The following is a 17,635-nucleotide window of genomic DNA, read 5'->3' on the forward strand; positions in this document are numbered from 1 at the left end:
TTTTGCACCCGATGGATGGAGTGCCTGGGCGGAATCCGGAGGGAAGGTTCCGGGTTCCACCGCCCGCCCGGGGGGCCGGGGGCACGAGCGGCTACCCTCAGGCCCGTGACTGACCAGCAACACCACCGCTTCGAGCGCGGCACGGACGGCCCCAAGGTGATCGTCGCCGGCATCGACGGCTCCGAGTCCTCGATGCGGGCCGCGGCGTACGCGGCGGGCCTCGCCCGTCGCCAGAACGCGATGCTCGCCCTCGTCTACGTCCAGCCGGTGATGTCGGCCGGCGCCGCCCTGGGGGCCCCGGTGGCCGACGCGACCGGCGAGGTCGCCGAGGGGCTGGTGAACGAGATCAGGACGGCGACCGAGCGGCTCAAGGACATATGGAAGGTCCGTTGGGAGTTCCACACGTTCCACGGGGATCCGTACAACGGGCTCGTGACGGCCGCCGATGAACTGAAGGCGGACGCCGTGGTCGTGGGCGCGTCGGAGTCCGCCGGGCACCGCTTCATCGGCTCGGTGGCGGTCCGGCTCGTGAAGGCCGGACGCTGGCCGGTCACCGTCGTGCCGTGACACCCCGCGGGCGCCGACCGGTCACCACCGGCGCCCGCCGGTCTCTGCCGGGCCGTGAACGCCCCGGTGGGTGGCGGACGTCACTTGCCGGCCACGAGACCGTCCTGGGCTGCTCCACGGCTCAGGACGACGGCCTGGATCCGCTCGCGGATCTCGCCCAGCCGGCCGGCCGTCTCTCCCTCCGGGCCTGCGGCTCCAGGGGTCAGACCCACCACGCGCCCCGCCTCCGGGTCGAACCACTGCGGGATGAACTCGGCCTTCTCGACCACCCATCGCTGCCCCGGTTTCGCGGGCGGCTGGAAGGTGAAGCGGCCCATCGAGCTCTCGTTGGCGCGCGGGTCCTGGACTCCCTCGTGGTTGACCATGGCACCGGCGACCTGGTCGCCCATGCCGTAGACGATCCAGGTTCCGTTGACCTTCTCGTACGCCTGCGGGACATGGGCGTGGGTGCCGAGGATCAGGTCGATGTCGGGGCGTTCGCCGGTGCCGGAGGCCGTGAGTTCGCGGCCGAGCCCGAGCTGGACGTCGTCGGGGGCGTCCTGCCATTCGGTGCCCCAGTGCAGGGAGACGACGACCACGTCGGCACCCGCCTTGCGGGCCGCCCGGGCGTCCGCGACGATCCGGTCCTTGTCGATCAGGTTGACCGCCCAGGGCTGCCCGGCGGGCAGCGGGATGTCGTTGGTGCCGTAGGTGTACGCGAGGTGGGCGACCTTCGCCGCGTTCTTGCCCTTGCCCGCCCTGAGCAAGGTGGGGCGGGCGGCCTCCTCGGCCGAGCGCGCGGATCCGGCGTGGGCGACGTCCGCGCGGTCCAGCGCGTCGAGCGTCCGCCCGATCCCCTGGGCCCCGTCGTCCAGGGTGTGGTTGGAGGCGGTGGAGCAGGAGTCGAAGCCGGTGGCGCGCAGTGCGGACGCCACCTCGGGCGGTGACTTGAAGGACGGATAGCCGGTGTAGGGGCCGCCGTCCTGGCCGTACACCGTCTCCATGTGACAGATGGCCAGATCCGCGCCCGAGACAGCCGGAGCGGCGCCCTTGAGCATCGGACGGAAGTCGTAACCCCTGCCGCCCGCGTCGGCCGCGGCACGGTCGATGATCGAGGAGTGCGGCAGGATGTCGCCCGAGGCCAGCAGCGTGAAGGCGCGCGCCCGCTCCGCTCCCCCGGCGCCCGCGCCGTTCACACCCTGCTCGGCGGAGAGGTGCCGCCCGGCGAAACCGGGGGGCGGCGACTGCTGGCCGGTACAGGCTGTTGCGGTGGCGAGGAGACCGGCGACGGCGATCGCCGCGCCTTGTCGGATGCGCTTCGTCATCTGCACGACTCCCAGTTCGGACGATTTCGGCCATCCGAATACACATATATTCATACCGGTGAGTCAAGAACAAAGCAGGCAAAGTACCTGAATCGGCCGTATCGGCGCCGAGTGACCGTTCACCGCACCACTCGCCGCTCCGTGCGACCGCTCGGCGCACACCTCGGTGCACCGCCTGTTCCCTCACGCGCCGATGCGTTCGTATACGCCAGGCGGGAGCGAGGCGTCAGGGGCCTCTTCGGGAAAGGACGTTCACGATGACCACTGCAACAACCGATGAGCGGGACCTCGCCCAGCTGCAGCGGGAGCACGGCTCCGCGCTGTTCCACTTCCTGCTGGGCCTGACGTTCGGCGACCGGCAGCGGGCGGAGGACCTCCTCCAGGAGACGCTGGTACGTGCCTGGCAGCATCCTGAGGCGTTCGACGCTCCCTACGACTCGATGCGCCCGTGGCTCTTCACCGTCGCGCGGCGGCTGGCCATCGACGCCCGCAGGTCCCGCCAGGCCCGTCCGACGGAGGTCAGTGACGCGGTGCTGGAGAGCGCCCCCGCCCAGGACGACACGGCGGACTCCGCGGTCCACGCCCTCGATGTGCGCGAGGCCGTGAGCACGCTCAGCCCCGAGCACCGGGCCGTGCTCGTGCAGATCTACTTCCGGGGGCTCAGCGTGGGCGAGACCGCGCAGGCCCTCGGGATACCCGCGGGCACCGTCAAGTCCCGCTCCTACTACGCGCTGCGGCTGCTCAGCCGCAATCTGCCCGGCTACTCCAGCAGGTCCTCCACCTTGAGCAGCGCGAGCAGGGACACCGCCTCCGCGACCTCCACATAGGCCGCCGCGCATGCCTCGCACCGCTGCAGATGCCGGGCGACCTCACCGCTCTCGTCCGCTTCCAGGGCATCGAGCACATAGGCGCCCAGCAGCTGCCGCACATGCGGGCCGTCGCCGCGATCGGCGGTCATGGCACCTCGAATCTCCCGACGGATCCTGCCCTTCTGCCCACGCGGGGCGCGCGCCCCCGGTTCAATGCTGCGTGTAGCCCGGTACGGAGTCGACGAAAGAGGCGAGACGGGATGCGTCCCGAACACCACGAGAGAACCGGCGGGGGCGGGCTGCTGGTCCCGATGGCCTGGATGTACTCCGAGTACATCGCTGACGAGGTCCTGGAGACCGGCGGCCTGATGGAGCCGACGACCCTGGAGTACCGTGCGGGACGCGACGCGCTCGCCCTGACGATCTTCCTCTCCGACGGAGCGGGGGCCGACGAGCTCCCCGCGGCCCGGGTGGACGAGCTCCGGCTGCTCACGGCGTACGGCGCCTCCTGGAGACGCTGGGTCTGCGCACGCCTCGAGGCGCTGGAGCGGCCGACCGCCCCGGCCGGGGTCGCGGATCCCGACCTCGCACTGGCACGGGCCGCCTGGCGGTGGCTGGAGGAGACCGAGCTGCTGGCGGCCGACCTCGACGCGATCGGCCCGCCGCCATGGGATCCGGTGGACGCCGACGGCGAGGAGGACGAGGACGCGGAGACGCAGGTCTGGACTCCGGCGTGGCAGCTGGGGCTGCCACTGGGTCATCTGGCGGTCCATCTGTACTGACCGCCGGGCGGACAGCCCGGTCATGAACCGTGGACGCCCGCACGGTACTTGGGCAGCCTCAGGGTGATCTTCATGCCCGCTCCGACTCCCGTCTCGATGACGAGGCCGTAGTCGTCCCCGTACACCTGGCGCAGCCGTTCGTCCACGTTGAGCAGTCCGATGCCGGTGGAGGTGCCGCCTTCGCCGCGCAGAATCTGGCGCAGGCGTTCCGGCTCCATGCCGGTGCCGTCGTCCTCGATGACGACCTCCGCCTCGGCGCCGGCGTCCAGTGCGCTGATCGTGATGCGGATCGGGGCGCCACCCGCGCGGACGGTGCCCAGGGGCCGTGCAGGAGTGACGGCGCCCTCCAGGCCGTGCTTCACGGCGTTCTCGACCAAGGGCTGGAGACAGAGGAACGGCAGCGAGACGGGAAGGACCTCCGGGGCCACCTGGAGCGTCACGGAGAGCCGTTCACCGAAGCGCGCGCGCACCAGCGCCAGATACTGGTCGATGGAGTGGAGCTCATCGGCCAGGGTGGTGAACTCACCGTGCCTGCGGAACGAGTAGCGGGTGAAGTCGGCGAATTCCAGGAGGAGTTCACGCGCGCGCTCGGGGTCGGTCCGGACGAACGACGCGATCGCGGCCAGCGAGTTGAAGATGAAGTGCGGAGAGATCTGGGCCCGCAGCGCCTTGATCTCGGCCTCGATGAGCTGCGTACGGGAGCGGTCGAGCTCGGCGAGTTCCAGCTGTACGCAGACCCAGCGGGCCACCTCCCCCGCGGCCCTGGCCAGGACCGCCGATTCGCGGGGGGCGTAGGCGACGAGGGTGCCGAGCACCCGGTGGTCGACCGTCAGCGGGACGGCGACGGCCCAGCGCAGCGGGCAGTCGAGGTCACCGCAGTCGCTGTGGAAGGCGGTGTCCCTGCCGCTGGCCAGCAGCCCCTCGACCTGGTGCATCACCTCCTTGCCGTGGTGGTCCCCCTCCCCGTCCCACACCAGCACCCGGTCGCGGTCGGTGAGGCACAGGGCATCGGTGCCGAGCAGCGAGCGCAGTCCGCGCGCCGACCTGCGCGCGCTCTCCTCGGTGAGCCCCGCGCGCAGCGGGGGCGCGGCGAGGGAGGCCGTGTGCAGGGTCTCGAAGGTGGCGTGCTCGACGGGCGTGCCCACATCGCTGGTGCGTACGGGACGGGCGGTGCGGCCCAGCAGGAAGCCGGTGGAGAACAGCAGAAGGACGAGCACGGTGATGACGGCGATCCCGGCCCCGGTCATCGCACCCGTCCCGAGGTCAGCGCTTCCGGGAGGTGGAAGCGGGTCATGGCGGCGTTGGTCCCCGGCGGTATCCGTCCCGGGGTGGCCAGGGAGACCAGGATCATCGCGAGGAAGCCGACCGGTACGGACCAGACGGCCGGCCAGGCCAGCAGGGCGTGCGGCCAGCCCGGCGGGCGCACCGCTCCGCTGACGGTGATGGCCACGGACAGCAGCGCCGAGCCCCCTCCGAGCAGCAGTCCGGCGATCGCGCCCGGCGGGGTGAGCCGCCGCCACCAGATGCCGAGGACGAGCAACGGGCAGAAGGACGACGCGGAGACCGCGAAGGCCATGCCGACGGCGTCGGCCACCGGCACCCTGCTGACGACCAGCGAGCCGGCCAGGGGCACGGCGATGGCCAGGACGGTGGCCAGCCGGAAGTGCCGGACGCCCCGCGAGGGCAGGACGTCCTGGGTGATCACTCCGGCGACGGCCATGGTGAGCCCGGACGCCGTGGACAGGAACGCGGCGAACGCTCCGCCCGCGAGGAGCGCGCCGAGCAGATCACCGCCCAGTCCGCCGATCACCCGGGCGGGCAGCAGCAGAACGGCCGCGTCGGCGTCACCGCCGTGCATGAGCTCGGGCGCGTACAGCCGGCCCAGGGCCCCGTACACCGGGGGCAGCAGATAGAACAGGCCGACCAGGGCGAGCACCGCGACCGTGGTGCGGCGGGCGTCGCGGCCGTTGGGGCTGGTGTAGAAGCGGACCACCACATGGGGCAGGCCCATGGTGCCGAGGAACGTCGCCACGATCAGTCCGTACGTCGCGTAGAGCGGATGGTCGGCGCGGAAGACCGAGATCTGCTCGTCGAAGCTGACCCGTGGGCGGCCGTCGCCCTGCCAGGCCAGCACCAGGAAGATCGCGGGCACCAGGAGCGCCGTGAGCTTCAGCCAGTACTGGAACACCTGCACGAAGGTGATGGAGCGCATGCCGCCCGCCGCGACGGCGACCACCACGACGGAGGCGACGAGCACGTCGCCGAGCCAGCCGGGCGCACCGGTGAGGATCTTCAGGGTGAGCCCGGCGCCCTGGAGCTGCGGCACGAGGTAGACCCAGCCGGCTCCGACGACGAACACACTGACCAGCCGGCGCACCTGCCGGGATTCGAGCCGTCCCTCGGCGAAGTCGGGCAGGGTGTACGCCCCCGAGCGGCGCAGCGGAGCGGCGACGAACACCAGCAGCACGAGATACCCGGCGGTGTAGCCGACCGGGTACCACAGCATGTCGGGGCCGTGCACCAGCACCAGCCCGGCGATACCGAGGAAGGACGCGGCGGACAGGTACTCGCCGCTGATGGCAGCGGCGTTGAGCCTCGGCCGTACGGTGCGCGACGCGACGTAGAAGTCGGAGGTGGTGCGGGAGATCCGCAGCCCGAAACCGCCGACGAGGACGGTGGCCAGGACGACGAGGGCGACCGCCACCACCGCCGCCGGGTGGCCGGGTGCGCTCACGGTGCGGGGAGGCCTTCCACGAGTCGGGCGAAGTCGCGCTCGTTGCGCTCGGCCCTGCGCACGTACCACCAGGCGGCCAGGGTGAGCGGCGGATAGGTGGCGAAGCCGAGCACCGCCCAGACGAGGGCGTTGCTGTGCAGCGCCTCGAAGACCAGGGGCAGGGTTCCGGCGACGAGGGCGAGGACCGCGAAGGCGGTGAGTCCGGCACGGAGCTGGCTGCGCATCAGGGAGCGGACGTAGGCGCCCCCGAGTGCGGTCTGCTCGTCGATCTCCGACTGGGCACGGTAACGGGGCAGTGGACGCACCCGCCGGGGCTCGCCCATGACCACTTCGCGACGGGGCGTGCTCTCTGCGGACATGGGGCCGGAGTGTAGGCGGCGCAGGGCCCGGCTGGGAAGGGCCGCCCTCCCGGTCGAGCCAGGTCAGCGGCCGGTCTGCCGCATCAGGAGGTCGCGGAGGGCACGGGTGTGACGGCGGCTGACCGCGAGCTCGGCGCCCCCGATGCGGACGCTCATGCTGCCGGCGTCGAGCCTGAGTTCGTCGATGCGGTTCAGCGCCACGAGATGGCGGCGGTGAATGCGTACGAATCCCCGGGAGCGCCATCGCTCCTCCAGGGTCGTGAGCGGTATCCGGACGAGATGGCTGCCGGTCGCTGTGTGCAGGCGGGCGTAGTCGCCCTGTGCCTCGGCGTAGGCGATGTCGTCGACGGGCACGAACCGGATGATCCCGCCCAGTTCCACCGCGACCTGGTCGGCGGCCGCGTCGTGGACGGACGCGGAGCGCTCACCGACCTGTTCGGCCACGCGGCGGACCGCCTCGGCCAGCCGCTCGCGGCGGACGGGCTTGAGCACGTAGTCGACGGCCTTGAGGTCGAAGGCGTGTACGGCGAATCCCTCGTGGGCGGTGACGAAGACGATGAGCGGCGGTGCGGCGAACCCGGCCAGGAGCTGGGCGACGTCGAGTCCGGTGAGCCCCGCCATGTGGATGTCCAGGAACACGACGTCGATGGCCGAGGGGTCCTCGGGCCCGGCGTCGACGGCTCCCCCGATACGGCGCAGCGCCTCGGTGGCACCCGTGGCTCCCTCGGCGCTCCGGATGCGGGGATCGGCGCGCAGGAGGTAGAGGAGTTCCTCCAGGGCGGGTTCTTCGTCGTCGACGGCGAGTACGCGCAGCATGAGGCCGGAGTTTAGGTGCTTCGGGGGCGGGACGGCGTGAGTGATTCACGGGTTCGTCACGTATCTGGGTGCATGCGCGCCATCGAACTCCACCTCGACGCCGGGGCCTACGCGCTCGGGGTCCTCGGGGCGGCCGACACCTGCCGTTTCGAGGATCATCTGGCCGGGTGTTCCGCTTGTGCGGTCCAGGTGCGCGAGTTCGACGTGGTGGTGGCCCACTTGGCTGCGTACGCGCGCCGGCTTCCGCCCGGTGGCGCTCCCCGCCGGGCCCGGTGGCGGTGACCGGGCCGCTACTTGAGCAGACGGGACAGCCGGCGGTCGGCGAGGGGCTTGCCCCCGGTCTGGCAGGTGGGGCAGTACTGCAGCGACGAGTCGCTGAACGACACCTCCAGCACGGTGTCCCCGCAGACGGGGCAGGGCTGCCCGGTGCGGCCGTGGACGCGCATGCTGCTCTTCTTCTCCGCCTTCAGCCGGCCCGCCGCGACGCCCCGGGAGCGCTCGACGGCGTCCTGGAGCGTGGTGCGCATCGCGTTGTACAGATGAGTGATGTCGTTGTCGCCGAGGGCGGTGGTGAGCTTGAACGGTGACATCTTCGCGACGTGCAGGATCTCGTCGCTGTAGGCGTTGCCGATGCCCGCGATCAGGGACTGGTCGCGCAGGGCGCCCTTGATCTGCCGGCGTGCCCCGCCGAGCACCATCGCGAACGCGTCCCGGTCGAAGGAGTCGGCCAGCGGGTCGGGCCCGAGGCGTGCCACCCCGGGCACGTCCGAGGGGTCGCGCACCAGGTGGACGGCGAGGCGCTTGGTGGTGCCCATCTCGGTCAGGTCGAAGCCGTCGCCGCCGGTGAGGACCGTCCGGAGGGCGAGTGGGCCCTTGCCGGGCCGTGGCGGGGTGGCGGGGAAGCTGTCCTTCCACTGCAGCCAGCCGGCCCGCGCGAGATGGATGAGCAGATGGAGCTCTCCGGCCGTGATGTCGAGGAATTTGCCGTGCCGCGCCACAGCCGTCACGGTGGCGCCTTCGAGGGCGGTGGGCGGCGGGTCGTACGTCTTCAGGACGCTGATCGCCAGCGGCAGGACGCGGGCGATCTCCTTGCCGACCAGATGTTCGTCGAGGAAGTCCCGCAGGGCTTCGACTTCCGGCAGTTCGGGCATGACTCCAGCCTGCCGCAACGGCCCCGCGAACGCCCGCCGGGTGCGCGCCGTGTTCAGGCGGCGGGCGTTCGCAGCCCGTAGACGCGCCGTGCGGTGTCCGAGAGGACGGACCGCTGTCCGTCCTCCCCGAGCGGGCCGGTCAGCTCACGTGCCACGTCCAGGACCTCGGTGTACCCGGCGGCGAGCCGGCACACGGGCCAGTCGGAGCCGAACATCAGCCGGCCGGGCCCGAAGGCCTCGATGACGGTGTCCGCGTAGGGGCGCAGGTCCTCCACGGTCCAGGCCCGTGGGTCCGCCTCGGTGACCAGACCGGAGAGTTTGCAGACGGTGTTGGGCAGTGCAGCCAGCGCCCGCAGGTCATCGGCCCAGGGGTGCGTCGCGCGCCGGGCCACGGGCGGTTTGCCCGCGTGGTCGAGTACGAAGGTGAGCTCCGGCAGGAGGGCGGCCGCGCGGGTGGCGGCGGGCAGCTGGTGGGGCCGGACGATCAGGTCGTAGGCGAGTCCGGCGGCGGCGACGGCTCGCAGTCCGCGCAGGACGTCGGGGCGCAGCAGCCACTCGGGGTCGGGTTCGCCCTGGACCTGGTGGCGGAGTCCGACGAGCCGGTCGCCGCCGGGCAGGGCGCGGAGTCCGGCGAGGGTGTCGCCGATGCCGGGCGCGGTGAGGTCGGTCCATCCGACGACACCCGCGACGAGCGCGCTCCTGTGGGCGAGCGCGAGGAATTCGGGGGTCTCCTCGGCGACGGTCACCGTCTGGACGAGCACGGTGGCGACCACCCCGGCGGCGCGTGCCTCGGGCTCCAGGTCGGCGAGGGTGAAGGTGCGGCGGAGGGGCGCGAGTTCCTCGCCGGTGATCCAGTCCTGGTCGCGCACCGCGAGGTCCCACACATGGTGGTGGGCGTCGATGACCGGCGGGAGCGTCACGTCACAGCAGCCCTTCCGCGCGCAGGTCGTCCCAGAGCGCGTCCGGAACCGGCGTGCGGAACCGTGCGGCGGCGTCCCTCACCTCGTCCGGGGAGCGGGTGCCGACGAGGGCCCCCGCGACGGCGGGGTGACCCAGCGAGTAGTGGAGGGCGGCCGCGCGCAGCGGGACACCGTGCGCTTCGGTGACGGCCCGGATGCGTACGGCGCGTTCGAGGAGGGGCGCGGGGGCCGCCGCGTAGTCGTACGTCGCTCCGGGGCGCGGGTCGACGAGCAGCCCGGAGTTGAACACACCTCCGACGACGACGCTGCGGCCCCGGGCGGCGGCCTCCGGCAGCAGGTCGTCGAGGGCGCTGTGGTCGAGGAGGGTGAAGCGGCCGGCGCAGAGGACGGCATCGATGTCGGTCTCGCGCAGGAAGCGGGTGAGCATCGCGGTCTGGTTCATGCCGGCCCCGATGGCGCCGACCACGCCCTCGTCGCGCAGCTTCTCCAGCGCCGGGTAGCCCTCGCGGAAGGCCGTCTCCCCGTGGTCGTCGGGGTCGTGCAGATACACGATGTCGACCCGGTCGAGGCCGAGACGCCCGAGACTGTCCTCGATGCTGCGGCGGATGCCGTCGGCGCTGAAGTCCCAGCGACGCCGGTGGGTGTGCGGCACGGCGAAGCCGTCGGAAAGCCCGCGGTGGGCCGCCGTCCCGTCGGCGGGCAGCGGTTCGAGCAGGCGGCCCGCCTTCGTGGACACCGCGTACGTGTCCCGGGGCCGGTCGCGCAGAGCCTCCCCGAGACGGCGTTCGGAGAGTCCGAGGCCGTAGTGCGGCGCGGTGTCGAAGTAGCGGATGCCCTCGTCCCACGCCGCGTCCACGGCGGCGGCGGCCTGCTCCGGATCGACCTCCGTGAAGAGATTTCCGATGGCCGCCGCCCCGAAGGCGAGCTCGGTGATCTCGACCGCACTGCGTCCGAGTCTGATGCGCCGCATGGCCCTGCCGCCCCCGCCGGTGATCCCTGATGGTCCGTAGAGGAATATTCATCGGATCAATCCGCCGCGTCAACAGGGCCCGGCGAATCGGCCGTCAGGCCGGTGCGGGCACCGCGGGCACGAGTGAGTGCAGGTCGCGCAGTTCCTCGCGGACCGCGCAGGCGAGCCGGTCGAGATCGGGAAGCGCCTTACCGTCGGCGACCAGTCCGACCTGCACCCCTCCGCCGTACGTGGTCAGGGCGACGGCCAGCGACTGTCCTCGGGCCAGCGGTGCCATGGGGTAGAGGGCGCGCAGCGGGCAGCCGCCTAGGGAGAGCGCCGAGCGGGGCAGGGGCACGCTGGTGACCAGGATGTCGAAGAGCATCCGGGCCGCGTTCCCCGCCAGCGGGGCTCCGAACCGGTGGGCCAGCGCGGGCAGCTGGTCGGCCAGTACGGCGACGGCGCCCGCGCCGCGCAGCGGTCCGGCCGCCTTGCTGCGGTCCATGCCCGTGCGTACGAGGCGCAGTCGCTCCCGGGCGTCGGGCTCGCCGACGGGCAGGCCGAGGAGGTAGGCGGAGAGTCGGTTGCCGGTGGCCGCTCCGCCGGGCCTGCGCCGGGAGACGGGGACCAGGGCACGCGGGTCGGCGCCCGGCAGCGGCTCGCCGCGTTCGAGCATCCAGCGGCGCAGCGCACCGGCGACGACCGCGAGCAGGACGTCGTTGGCCGTGCCGCCCTCGGTGCGGCGGATCCGCTGCACCGTCTCGGCGTCGAGGTCGGCGGTGGCCAGCCGGCGGGTGCCGCTGGAGCGTGCGGTGAGTGCCGTGCCGGCGCGCAGGTCGAGGCGGCTGGCGCGTACGACGGAGGCACCGACCCCCAGCGCCCGGCGCACGTCCCCGAGCCGGTCGATCGCCATGCCCGCGGCCTCGTACGGGCCGGGCAGCCAGGAGCGGGGCGGTACGGGTGTCCGGCGGCGCACCGCGCCACGGCCCGCGCCGGCGGAAGCGATCTGGTCGAAGATGCCGGCGCCGATGGCGACGGCCCGCATGCCGTCGGCGAGCGCGTGGTGCAGCTTCACGAGTACGGCGAACGGGCCGTCACCCGGGCTGTCCAGGAGATACATCTGCCAGGGCGGCAGGCCCCGTCCGAGCGGCCGCTCCATGAGTTCACCGGCGAGCCGGGTCGCCTCCGCCACGAAGTCGCCCCCGGGGAGCACGACCCGCCTGACGTGCCGTTGCACGTCGAAGTCCTTGTCGGTGAACCAGGCCGCACCGCCGACGGGCAGCAGGACGTCGCGTACGCGCATGCGCAGCCGGGGAATCGCGGCGGCGCGGGCTCCGAGCAGTTCGAGCAGGTCCTGCGGGGCGACGCCCGGTACCGGGTCGAAGACGGCGAGCGCGCCGAGGTGCATCGGATGGGCATCGGTTTCGAGGTGCCAGAAAGCCAGATCAAGAGGTGCCAGAAGCTCGGTACTCAACGGGGCCTCGCGTCTTCGACAGCGGAACGGCGGGATCGCAGTCAATCCCGCAAGATCGGTTACGGTCAAGTATGGACATGTTACGTACTGTTACAGTCTTCCGCTGTTGCGACAGTCGCGCTACCGGTGCTCCGGGACGAAGAACTCGCACCACACGCACTTGCCGTTGCCCCGGGACTCCACGCCCCAGACATCGGCCAGCCGGTCGACGAGCATGAGCCCGCGGCCCGAGACCCCGGACTCCCCCGCGTCCCGCCGGCGTGGCAGTGCGCTGGAGCGGTCCTCGACGTCGACCCGGAGGCGGCGTTCGGGCCCGGTGAGCATCCGGATGGTGACGATGGCACCGCCGTCGGTGTGCATCAGGGCGTTGGTGATGAGCTCGTCGGCCGCGAGCTCGACCTCGTCCGCCCGGCCCTTCGCTCCCCAGGCGCGCACTGCGGCCCGGATCATGTGGCGGGCGGACGTCAGCGCCTCCGGGTCGTTCTGCGCGACGTGCTGCTGGAGGCGGCCGCCCGGGTGGGGCGCGTGGGCCGCGTCGCGGCGCAGCAGCAGCACCGCCATGTCGTCCTCACCGCCGCGCTCGTCGACGACCTCGCAGAGCCGGTCGGCCAGCTTCTGGAGGTCCTGCGGACCGTCGCGGACCGTCGCGGCCAGCAGCCGCATGCCTTCGTCCAGGTCGGTGCCGGGCAGCTCCACCATTCCGTCGGTGTAGAGGATCAGCATCTGGCCCGGGTCCAGATCGACGGTGCTGACCGGGTATTCGAGGTGTCCGAACTCCGCGGAGAGGCCCAGCGGCATACCTCCGTCGACCGGCAGCCTGCGGCAGCTCCCGTCGATGTCCCGCAGGGCCGGGTCCACGTGCCCGGCCCTCACCAGCTGCACCACTCCGGTGGTCAGATCGGCCTCGGCGTAGGTGCAGGTCGCGAAGCGGTCGGTGTCGAGCTCGTGAAGGAAGACGGACGCGCGCGCCATGACCGTCGCCGGGCTGTGCCCCTCGGCCGCGTAGGCGCGCAGCACGATCCTGAGCTGCCCCATGACGGCCGCCGCGTGCGTGTCGTGCCCCTGTACGTCACCGATGACGGCGCCGACCCGGCCGCCGGGCAGCGAGATGATGTCGTACCAGTCACCACCGATGTCCCTGCCGAGCCGCGCGGAGCGGTAGCGCACGGCGACCTGGGCGCCCCGCACCTCGGGGATCCGGCGGGGCAGCATGGCCTGCTGGAGCCCTTCGGCGAGGTCGTGCTCCTGTTCGTAGAGCATCGCCCGCTGGAGGCTCTGGGCGATCGAACTGCCGAGAGCCACCAGCAGGTTCCGCTCGTCGCTGGTGAAGCCGGCCTTGTTGCCGTAGAGGAGCCCGAGTGCGCCGATCGGGCGGGCCTGGGCGATGAGCGGCATGTAGGCGGCGGCGGTGATGCCGAGATGGCTGATATGCGGCCACAGGATGGGGTACGAGGTCGCGAAGTCCTCGGGCGTCTCGATGAAACGCGGTGTGAGCGTGCGGATCACTTCGCTCATCGGATAGGGCTCGTCGGTGCGCGTGTAGCGGGTGCCCTGCACGAAGGCCCCCTCGGGGCCGTCCGCCACCAGATGGATACGCCCCGACTCGAGCAGCCCCATGACGAGGCTGGTGGCGCCGAGGTTGGCCAGGCCGCGGGAGCTCTTCAGCACGTCGGTGACGTCCTTGACCGTCCGGGCGTGCGCCAGGGCCGCCGTGGTGCCCTCGACCAGGCTCGTACGGCGCCGGCGCTCCTCGTCGACGGTCCGGCGGGCGGTGGACTCGGCCAGTTCCTGGGTGGCGTCACGGATGATCCCGATGATGCGTCGGGGCCGACCGGTGCCGTCGCGGCGGATGAACCCCTGGGTGTGCGTCCAGCACAGGGAGCCGTCCCGCTGCGTCCTGCGGAAGTACGCGCCGTAGTTGTTGCGGCCGCTCTTGAGCGCCTGCGAGACCATCGCGTCGAGCCGGATCGCCTCGTCGGCCGGGACACGCTGCGCGAGCGCCGAGGGACGGCCGTCGTACTCGTCGGGGCGCAGGTCGAACACGCCGAGGGCGGGCTCGTCCATATGCATGAGGCCGCTGTCCAGATCCCAGTCGAAGCTGCCCATTCGGTTCAGGGCGAGGCTGAGATCCGGGTGGGCGGGCCAGTCGTCCGGGAGTGACAGGGCACCCGCTACCCGATCATCCATGTGCGCCACTCTGCCATTATTTGTCCGATTCCTCGACCGAACCGACGCCTTGAACACGTTCAAGGCGACGCCTATGCTCGCCGTGACATGAATTGAACACGTTCAATTCTTACTGGTCGTGCTGTGGGCGGGGGTGGGCGCGATGTCCGTACTGGTCGGGCTGATCGTGATGCTGGGCATGCTGGTGATCGTTCCGTTGGGCCTGGGGCTCGTCGGCGACCCCTCGCTCCACCGGATACGGCGTCTGTGGCCGCTCTTCGCGGTGCCCGGGGCGGTGTCCCTGTGGCTGCCACGCGGCGGCGTCGCCACCGCGCTCGCCCTCTGCTACGCGCTGGGGACACTGCTCCTCGCCACCCACGCGCCCCGCCGGCTCGCGCGCACACACAGCCTGCGTCCGGCGGAGGCCGCCCTGCTCACCGCGCTGGTCGCCCCGTCCGTCGCCGCGCTCTCCCTCGTCGCCGAGCGCTCCGGCCACGAACTGTTCGGCTTCGGGCTCGGCATCCTGGCGCTGACCGTGCCCCACTTCCACTTCGCCGGTTTCGCCGCCGCCCTCGTCGCCGGGCTCGCCTGCCGCGCTCAGGACGGTGCGGCGGGCCGGTTCGCTGCCCTGAGCGTGCCGCTCGGCACCCTCCTCGTCCTCGTCGGCTACTTCACCGGGGACCTGACCGAGCTGGCCGGGGCCGTCGTGCTCACCGCCGGGATGTGGACGGTCGCCCTCCTGACCTGGCGCACGGTCCCCGCCGCAGGACGGGATCGCGTCACCCGCGCCCTGCTGGCCGTATCGGCGGGCGTACTCGCGGTCACCATGGTGCTGGCGCTGAGCTGGGCGCTCGGTGAGGCCACCGGACTGCCGCACCCCACACTGACCTGGATGGCGGCCACGCACGGCCTCGGCAACGCACTCGGCTTCGCGCTCTGCGCGCTGCTCGCCCGGCGCCGGCTCCAGGACCTCACCCACCCGGAAGGCAGGACCGCATGAGCACGCTCACGTATCCCGAGGCAGGAGCGACCCGGCTGGGACCGCTCCCGGACGGGTACAACCACCTGCACCACCGCGCAGCGGTCGGCCGGGGCCGTGCGGACTTCGAGGCCGCGGGCACCGCCGTCACCGAGTGGCGCGCCCACCGCGCCGCCGGAGCCAGGGTGAACGCCTCCGCCGCGCGGGCCGCCGCCGGGGTCACCGTCGAGGTGTCGGCGGGCATCGGGCCGCTCCGCCTCGCCGCCCCCTGCGAGATCGTCTGGACCGTGTACGAGAAGGACCGCACCGGCTTCGCGTACGGGACCCTGGCGGGGCATCCGGAGTGCGGGGAGGAGAGTTTCGTCGTGGAGCTGGCGGACGACGGGACCGTGTGGTTCACCGTCATGGCCTTCTCCCGGCCCGCCTCCTGGTACACCCGGCTAGCGGGTCCGCTCGTCCCCGTGGCCCAGCGGTGGTACGCCCGACGGCTCGCCTCCGTACTGCGCCGGGCCGTCGTGTCGGCCGCCTGACGGGCGGGGCACGCCGGATACTGGAGGCGATGGAATGGTTCACCGCGGACGGCTACTGGCTGAGCAGGCTGATCTTCCAGCGGGCGCTCGCCGGCGTCTACCTCGTCGCGTTCGTCGCCGCGGCGCTGCAGTTCCGGGCGCTGATCGGCTCCCGCGGCATGCTCCCGGCGCCCGACCTCCTGCGGCACACCTCGTGGCGGGCCGCGCCCGGCCTGTTCCGTCTGCACTACTCGGACCGCTTCTTCGCGCTGGTCGCCTGGGCGGGCGCCGCGGTGTCGCTCGCGCTTCTGGCCGGCCTGGACGCGCACCTTTCGCTGGGCGCGGCGATGGCCCTCTGGGCCGTGCCGTGGGTGCTGTACCTGTCGATCGTCCAGGTCGGCCAGGTCTGGTACGGCTTCGGCTGGGAGTCGCTCCTGCTGGAGACGGGCTTCCTCGCGGTGTTCCTCGGCAACGGCTCCACGGCGGCCCCGGTGCTGGTGCTCTGGCTGCTGCGCTGGCTGCTCTTCCGGGTGGAATTCGGCGCGGGACTCATCAAGATGCGGGGGGACGAGTGCTGGCGGCGGCTGACCTGCCTGGACTTCCACCATGAGACCCAGCCGATGCCCGGACCGCTGAGCTGGTTCTTCCACCGTCTCCCGAAGCCCGCGCACCGGGTGGAGACCGCGGCGAACCATGTCACCCAGCTCGTGGTGCCCTTTCTTCTCTTCACCCCCCAGCCCGTGGCGAGCGCCGCGGCGGGGCTGATGGTGCTGACCCAGCTGTGGCTGGTGCTGTCGGGGAACTTCGCCTGGCTGAACTGGCTGACGATCGTCCTCGCCCTCGCGGCGGTCGACTGGTCGCTGATCACCGGCCCGCCCCCCGCCCAGCCGGAGGCGCCGCTCTGGTACGAGGTGGTGGTCTTCCTCGTCACGGCCCTCGTCCTTGTCCTCAGCTACCGCCCGGCGCGCAATCTGCTCTCCCGCCGGCAGGCGATGAACCGCTCCTTCGACCCACTGCACCTGGTGAACACCTACGGAGCCTTCGGGAGCATCAGCAGGATGCGGCTCGAGGTGGTGGTCGAGGGCACCGGCGAAGCGGTGATCCACGAGGGGACGCGCTGGCTGGAGTACGGCTTCCGGGGCAAGCCGGGCGATCCGCGCCGGCTGCCGCGCCAGTTCGCCCCGTACCACCTGCGGCTGGACTGGATGATGTGGTTCGCGGCGCTCTCCCCCGCCTACGCCCGCTCCTGGTTCGGCCCGTTCGTCGAACGGCTGCTGCGCGGCGACCGGGACACGCTGCGGCTGCTGGGCCACAACCCGTTCCCCGAGGGCCCGCCGGCCCACATCCGGGCCAGGGTCTTCCACTACCGGTTCACGGACCTGCAGGAGCTGCGGGCCACCGGATGCTGGTGGGACCGGACCTATGTGCGGGACTTCATGAGACCGGTGGCCCGGCCCGTTCCGCTCCGGCCGGACGGACCCGGCCGGAGCCGGTGACAGCGGTGTTCATGCTTCTGCCCCCGTCCCGGGGACGGGGGCAGAAGCATGAGGCGCTGCTCGAAGAGGGCCGGACGCGGGTCAGTCGATGCCGGGCAGGATGTGCGGCTCGGCCAGATCGTCCTCGTAGCCGGCCAGCCTGATCGGTGCCGACCTTGCCCAGACCTCGATGTTCCGGAGCTTCTCGGGCCGACGGGCCCGCTCTCCGGTCAGTTCGGTCGGGCGCGTCTCGGTCTTCGTCATTTCAGGTGTCACCGCGGACTCCTTATGTGTCGCGTAACCCCGGGCGGTGGCGACGCTGCGGCTGTGAGAACCGTGTCGACCGCCCTCTGCGGGGCAGGGGCAGAAACAGTTCGGTCGCGGTGGCGCCGGTACGGGGTGGGACGGCGGGCTGCTTACAGACCTGTCCCAGGACGGCCGAGGAAGCTTCGTGGATCCCTTGGTGGCGTCCGTTCACCCCAGACTAACCAAATGAGCGCCGTCGCGCTCGACAGAACGTGTGGCCTGGGTCACTTTCAGCCAACAGGACGGCGGCGGCCCCGCTGTCCGCGGGGCCGCCGCCGTGTCCCCTGTCATCGCAGGTGACGGAAGGTGCCGAAGTGGCCCGAGGTACGGGTCCG

Annotated in this window: 19 protein-coding genes; 7 read left to right on the forward strand and 12 right to left on the reverse strand. The window is 72.0% G+C overall.

Translation table 11 applies throughout. The annotated features are described in order from the left end of the window. The first annotated feature begins 105 nt into the window (after positions 1 to 105). Positions 106 to 567 carry a universal stress protein gene (locus ACIP63_RS20795; protein ID WP_401517513.1) on the forward strand — a complete coding sequence of 154 codons (462 nt, stop codon included), beginning with the start codon at positions 106 to 108 and terminating at the stop codon, positions 565 to 567. 80 nt (positions 568 to 647) lie between these two features. Here the strand turns inward: ACIP63_RS20795 and ACIP63_RS20800 are convergent, their stop codons facing one another. Next, complete coding sequence (locus ACIP63_RS20800) at positions 648 to 1,871, reverse strand: CapA family protein (RefSeq protein WP_401517515.1); 1,224 nt, start codon at positions 1,869 to 1,871, stop codon at positions 648 to 650. Positions 1,872 to 2,128: 257 nt separating this feature from the next. Between ACIP63_RS20800 and ACIP63_RS20805 the strand changes: the two genes are divergently transcribed. Beyond that, positions 2,129 to 2,698 carry a sigma-70 family RNA polymerase sigma factor gene (locus ACIP63_RS20805; protein ID WP_401517517.1) on the forward strand — a complete coding sequence of 190 codons (570 nt, stop codon included), beginning with the start codon at positions 2,129 to 2,131 and terminating at the stop codon, positions 2,696 to 2,698. Here ACIP63_RS20805 and ACIP63_RS20810 read toward each other — a convergent pair. Beyond that, complete coding sequence (locus ACIP63_RS20810) at positions 2,632 to 2,829, reverse strand: zf-HC2 domain-containing protein (protein WP_401517518.1); 198 nt, start codon at positions 2,827 to 2,829, stop codon at positions 2,632 to 2,634. The genes ACIP63_RS20805 and ACIP63_RS20810 overlap by 67 nt on opposite strands. A gap of 111 nt (positions 2,830 to 2,940) precedes the next feature. Here ACIP63_RS20810 and ACIP63_RS20815 point away from each other — a divergent pair, with 111 nt between their 5' ends. Further along, positions 2,941 to 3,462 carry a hypothetical protein gene (locus tag ACIP63_RS20815; RefSeq protein ID WP_401517520.1) on the forward strand — a complete coding sequence of 174 codons (522 nt, stop codon included), beginning with the start codon at positions 2,941 to 2,943 and terminating at the stop codon, positions 3,460 to 3,462. A 20-nt stretch (positions 3,463 to 3,482) separates the two neighbouring features. On the opposite strand, the gene ACIP63_RS20820 is transcribed toward ACIP63_RS20815, so the two are convergent. The 4 genes from ACIP63_RS20820 to ACIP63_RS20835 all read right to left on the reverse strand — a co-directional run bounded on the left by ACIP63_RS20820 (position 3,483) and on the right by ACIP63_RS20835 (position 7,371). Next, the gene (locus tag ACIP63_RS20820) at positions 3,483 to 4,709 is read right to left on the reverse strand and encodes a sensor histidine kinase (RefSeq protein ID WP_401517522.1); all 1,227 of its coding nucleotides are present in this window, start codon (positions 4,707 to 4,709) and stop codon (positions 3,483 to 3,485) included. After that, a complete protein-coding gene (locus ACIP63_RS20825; protein ID WP_401517523.1) occupies positions 4,706 to 6,196 on the reverse strand; it encodes a cation acetate symporter in 1,491 nt (496 codons plus the stop codon). Before ACIP63_RS20825 ends, ACIP63_RS20820 begins: the two co-directional genes overlap by 4 nt. Further along, positions 6,193 to 6,555, reverse strand: a complete 363-nt coding sequence (locus ACIP63_RS20830; RefSeq protein ID WP_104783032.1) for a hypothetical protein — start codon at positions 6,553 to 6,555, stop codon at positions 6,193 to 6,195. Before ACIP63_RS20830 ends, ACIP63_RS20825 begins: the two co-directional genes overlap by 4 nt. 63 nt (positions 6,556 to 6,618) lie before the next feature. Beyond that, on the reverse strand, positions 6,619 to 7,371 hold the full coding sequence (locus ACIP63_RS20835; protein WP_401517525.1) for a LytR/AlgR family response regulator transcription factor: 753 nt from the start codon (positions 7,369 to 7,371) through the stop codon (positions 6,619 to 6,621). A 72-nt stretch (positions 7,372 to 7,443) separates the two neighbouring features. Between ACIP63_RS20835 and ACIP63_RS20840 the strand changes: the two genes are divergently transcribed. Further along, positions 7,444 to 7,653, forward strand: a complete 210-nt coding sequence (locus ACIP63_RS20840; RefSeq protein ID WP_401517527.1) for a zf-HC2 domain-containing protein — start codon at positions 7,444 to 7,446, stop codon at positions 7,651 to 7,653. Between the two features lie 8 nt (positions 7,654 to 7,661). Here ACIP63_RS20840 and ACIP63_RS20845 read toward each other — a convergent pair whose 3' ends face one another. The 5 genes from ACIP63_RS20845 to ACIP63_RS20865 all read right to left on the reverse strand — a co-directional run bounded on the left by ACIP63_RS20845 (position 7,662) and on the right by ACIP63_RS20865 (position 14,052). Beyond that, positions 7,662 to 8,522 carry an Fpg/Nei family DNA glycosylase gene (locus ACIP63_RS20845; RefSeq protein WP_401517529.1) on the reverse strand — a complete coding sequence of 287 codons (861 nt, stop codon included), beginning with the start codon at positions 8,520 to 8,522 and terminating at the stop codon, positions 7,662 to 7,664. A gap of 53 nt (positions 8,523 to 8,575) precedes the next feature. Beyond that, the gene (locus ACIP63_RS20850) at positions 8,576 to 9,442 is read right to left on the reverse strand and encodes an amidohydrolase family protein (protein WP_401517531.1); all 867 of its coding nucleotides are present in this window, start codon (positions 9,440 to 9,442) and stop codon (positions 8,576 to 8,578) included. Position 9,443: 1 nt separating this feature from the next. After that, on the reverse strand, positions 9,444 to 10,412 hold the full coding sequence (locus tag ACIP63_RS20855) for an aldo/keto reductase (protein WP_401517533.1): 969 nt from the start codon (positions 10,410 to 10,412) through the stop codon (positions 9,444 to 9,446). Positions 10,413 to 10,506: 94 nt separating this feature from the next. Beyond that, positions 10,507 to 11,865, reverse strand: a complete 1,359-nt coding sequence (locus ACIP63_RS20860; RefSeq protein WP_401517535.1) for a wax ester/triacylglycerol synthase family O-acyltransferase — start codon at positions 11,863 to 11,865, stop codon at positions 10,507 to 10,509. A gap of 120 nt (positions 11,866 to 11,985) precedes the next feature. Then, positions 11,986 to 14,052: a SpoIIE family protein phosphatase gene (locus ACIP63_RS20865; RefSeq protein ID WP_401517537.1), complete on the reverse strand. Its 2,067-nt coding sequence runs from the start codon at positions 14,050 to 14,052 to the stop codon at positions 11,986 to 11,988. A gap of 142 nt (positions 14,053 to 14,194) precedes the next feature. Between ACIP63_RS20865 and ACIP63_RS20870 the strand changes: the two genes are divergently transcribed. The 3 genes from ACIP63_RS20870 to ACIP63_RS20880 are packed head-to-tail and all read left to right on the forward strand — an operon-like array spanning position 14,195 to position 17,015. Further along, on the forward strand, positions 14,195 to 15,031 hold the full coding sequence (locus ACIP63_RS20870) for a YndJ family protein (RefSeq protein WP_401517539.1): 837 nt from the start codon (positions 14,195 to 14,197) through the stop codon (positions 15,029 to 15,031). Further along, entirely contained in the window at positions 15,028 to 15,540 is a 513-nt protein-coding gene (locus ACIP63_RS20875; RefSeq protein WP_401517541.1) for a DUF1990 family protein, read from the forward strand. The genes ACIP63_RS20870 and ACIP63_RS20875 overlap by 4 nt, the downstream gene beginning before the upstream one ends. A 29-nt stretch (positions 15,541 to 15,569) precedes the next feature. Further along, a complete protein-coding gene (locus ACIP63_RS20880; protein WP_401517542.1) occupies positions 15,570 to 17,015 on the forward strand; it encodes a lipase maturation factor family protein in 1,446 nt (481 codons plus the stop codon). Between the two features lie 81 nt (positions 17,016 to 17,096). Here ACIP63_RS20880 and ACIP63_RS20885 read toward each other — a convergent pair whose 3' ends face one another. Next, complete coding sequence (locus tag ACIP63_RS20885) at positions 17,097 to 17,270, reverse strand: hypothetical protein (RefSeq protein ID WP_205021533.1); 174 nt, start codon at positions 17,268 to 17,270, stop codon at positions 17,097 to 17,099. Positions 17,271 to 17,635 lie beyond the last annotated feature (365 nt).

Origin of the sequence: Streptomyces sp. NPDC088746 (assembly GCF_044751065.1) — a bacterium.
In the GTDB taxonomy this organism is placed as follows: domain Bacteria; phylum Actinomycetota; class Actinomycetes; order Streptomycetales; family Streptomycetaceae; genus Streptomyces.

Excerpts from the sequence above, each read along its gene's own strand:
- ACIP63_RS20800 (WP_401517515.1), bottom strand. The coding sequence starts at position 1,871 with ATGACGAAGCGCATCCGACAAGGCGCGGCGATCGCCGTCGCCGGTCTC.
- ACIP63_RS20805 (WP_401517517.1), top strand. The coding sequence starts at position 2,129 with ATGACCACTGCAACAACCGATGAGCGGGACCTCGCCCAGCTGCAGCGG.
- ACIP63_RS20810 (WP_401517518.1), bottom strand. The coding sequence starts at position 2,829 with ATGACCGCCGATCGCGGCGACGGCCCGCATGTGCGGCAGCTGCTGGGC.
- ACIP63_RS20815 (WP_401517520.1), top strand. The coding sequence starts at position 2,941 with ATGCGTCCCGAACACCACGAGAGAACCGGCGGGGGCGGGCTGCTGGTC.
- ACIP63_RS20820 (WP_401517522.1), bottom strand. The coding sequence starts at position 4,709 with ATGACCGGGGCCGGGATCGCCGTCATCACCGTGCTCGTCCTTCTGCTG.
- ACIP63_RS20830 (WP_104783032.1), bottom strand. The coding sequence starts at position 6,555 with ATGTCCGCAGAGAGCACGCCCCGTCGCGAAGTGGTCATGGGCGAGCCC.
- ACIP63_RS20835 (WP_401517525.1), bottom strand. The coding sequence starts at position 7,371 with ATGCTGCGCGTACTCGCCGTCGACGACGAAGAACCCGCCCTGGAGGAA.
- ACIP63_RS20840 (WP_401517527.1), top strand. The coding sequence starts at position 7,444 with ATGCGCGCCATCGAACTCCACCTCGACGCCGGGGCCTACGCGCTCGGG.
- ACIP63_RS20845 (WP_401517529.1), bottom strand. The coding sequence starts at position 8,522 with ATGCCCGAACTGCCGGAAGTCGAAGCCCTGCGGGACTTCCTCGACGAA.
- ACIP63_RS20855 (WP_401517533.1), bottom strand. The coding sequence starts at position 10,412 with ATGCGGCGCATCAGACTCGGACGCAGTGCGGTCGAGATCACCGAGCTC.
- ACIP63_RS20865 (WP_401517537.1), bottom strand. The coding sequence starts at position 14,052 with ATGGATGATCGGGTAGCGGGTGCCCTGTCACTCCCGGACGACTGGCCC.
- ACIP63_RS20870 (WP_401517539.1), top strand. The coding sequence starts at position 14,195 with ATGTCCGTACTGGTCGGGCTGATCGTGATGCTGGGCATGCTGGTGATC.
- ACIP63_RS20875 (WP_401517541.1), top strand. The coding sequence starts at position 15,028 with ATGAGCACGCTCACGTATCCCGAGGCAGGAGCGACCCGGCTGGGACCG.
- ACIP63_RS20880 (WP_401517542.1), top strand. The coding sequence starts at position 15,570 with ATGGAATGGTTCACCGCGGACGGCTACTGGCTGAGCAGGCTGATCTTC.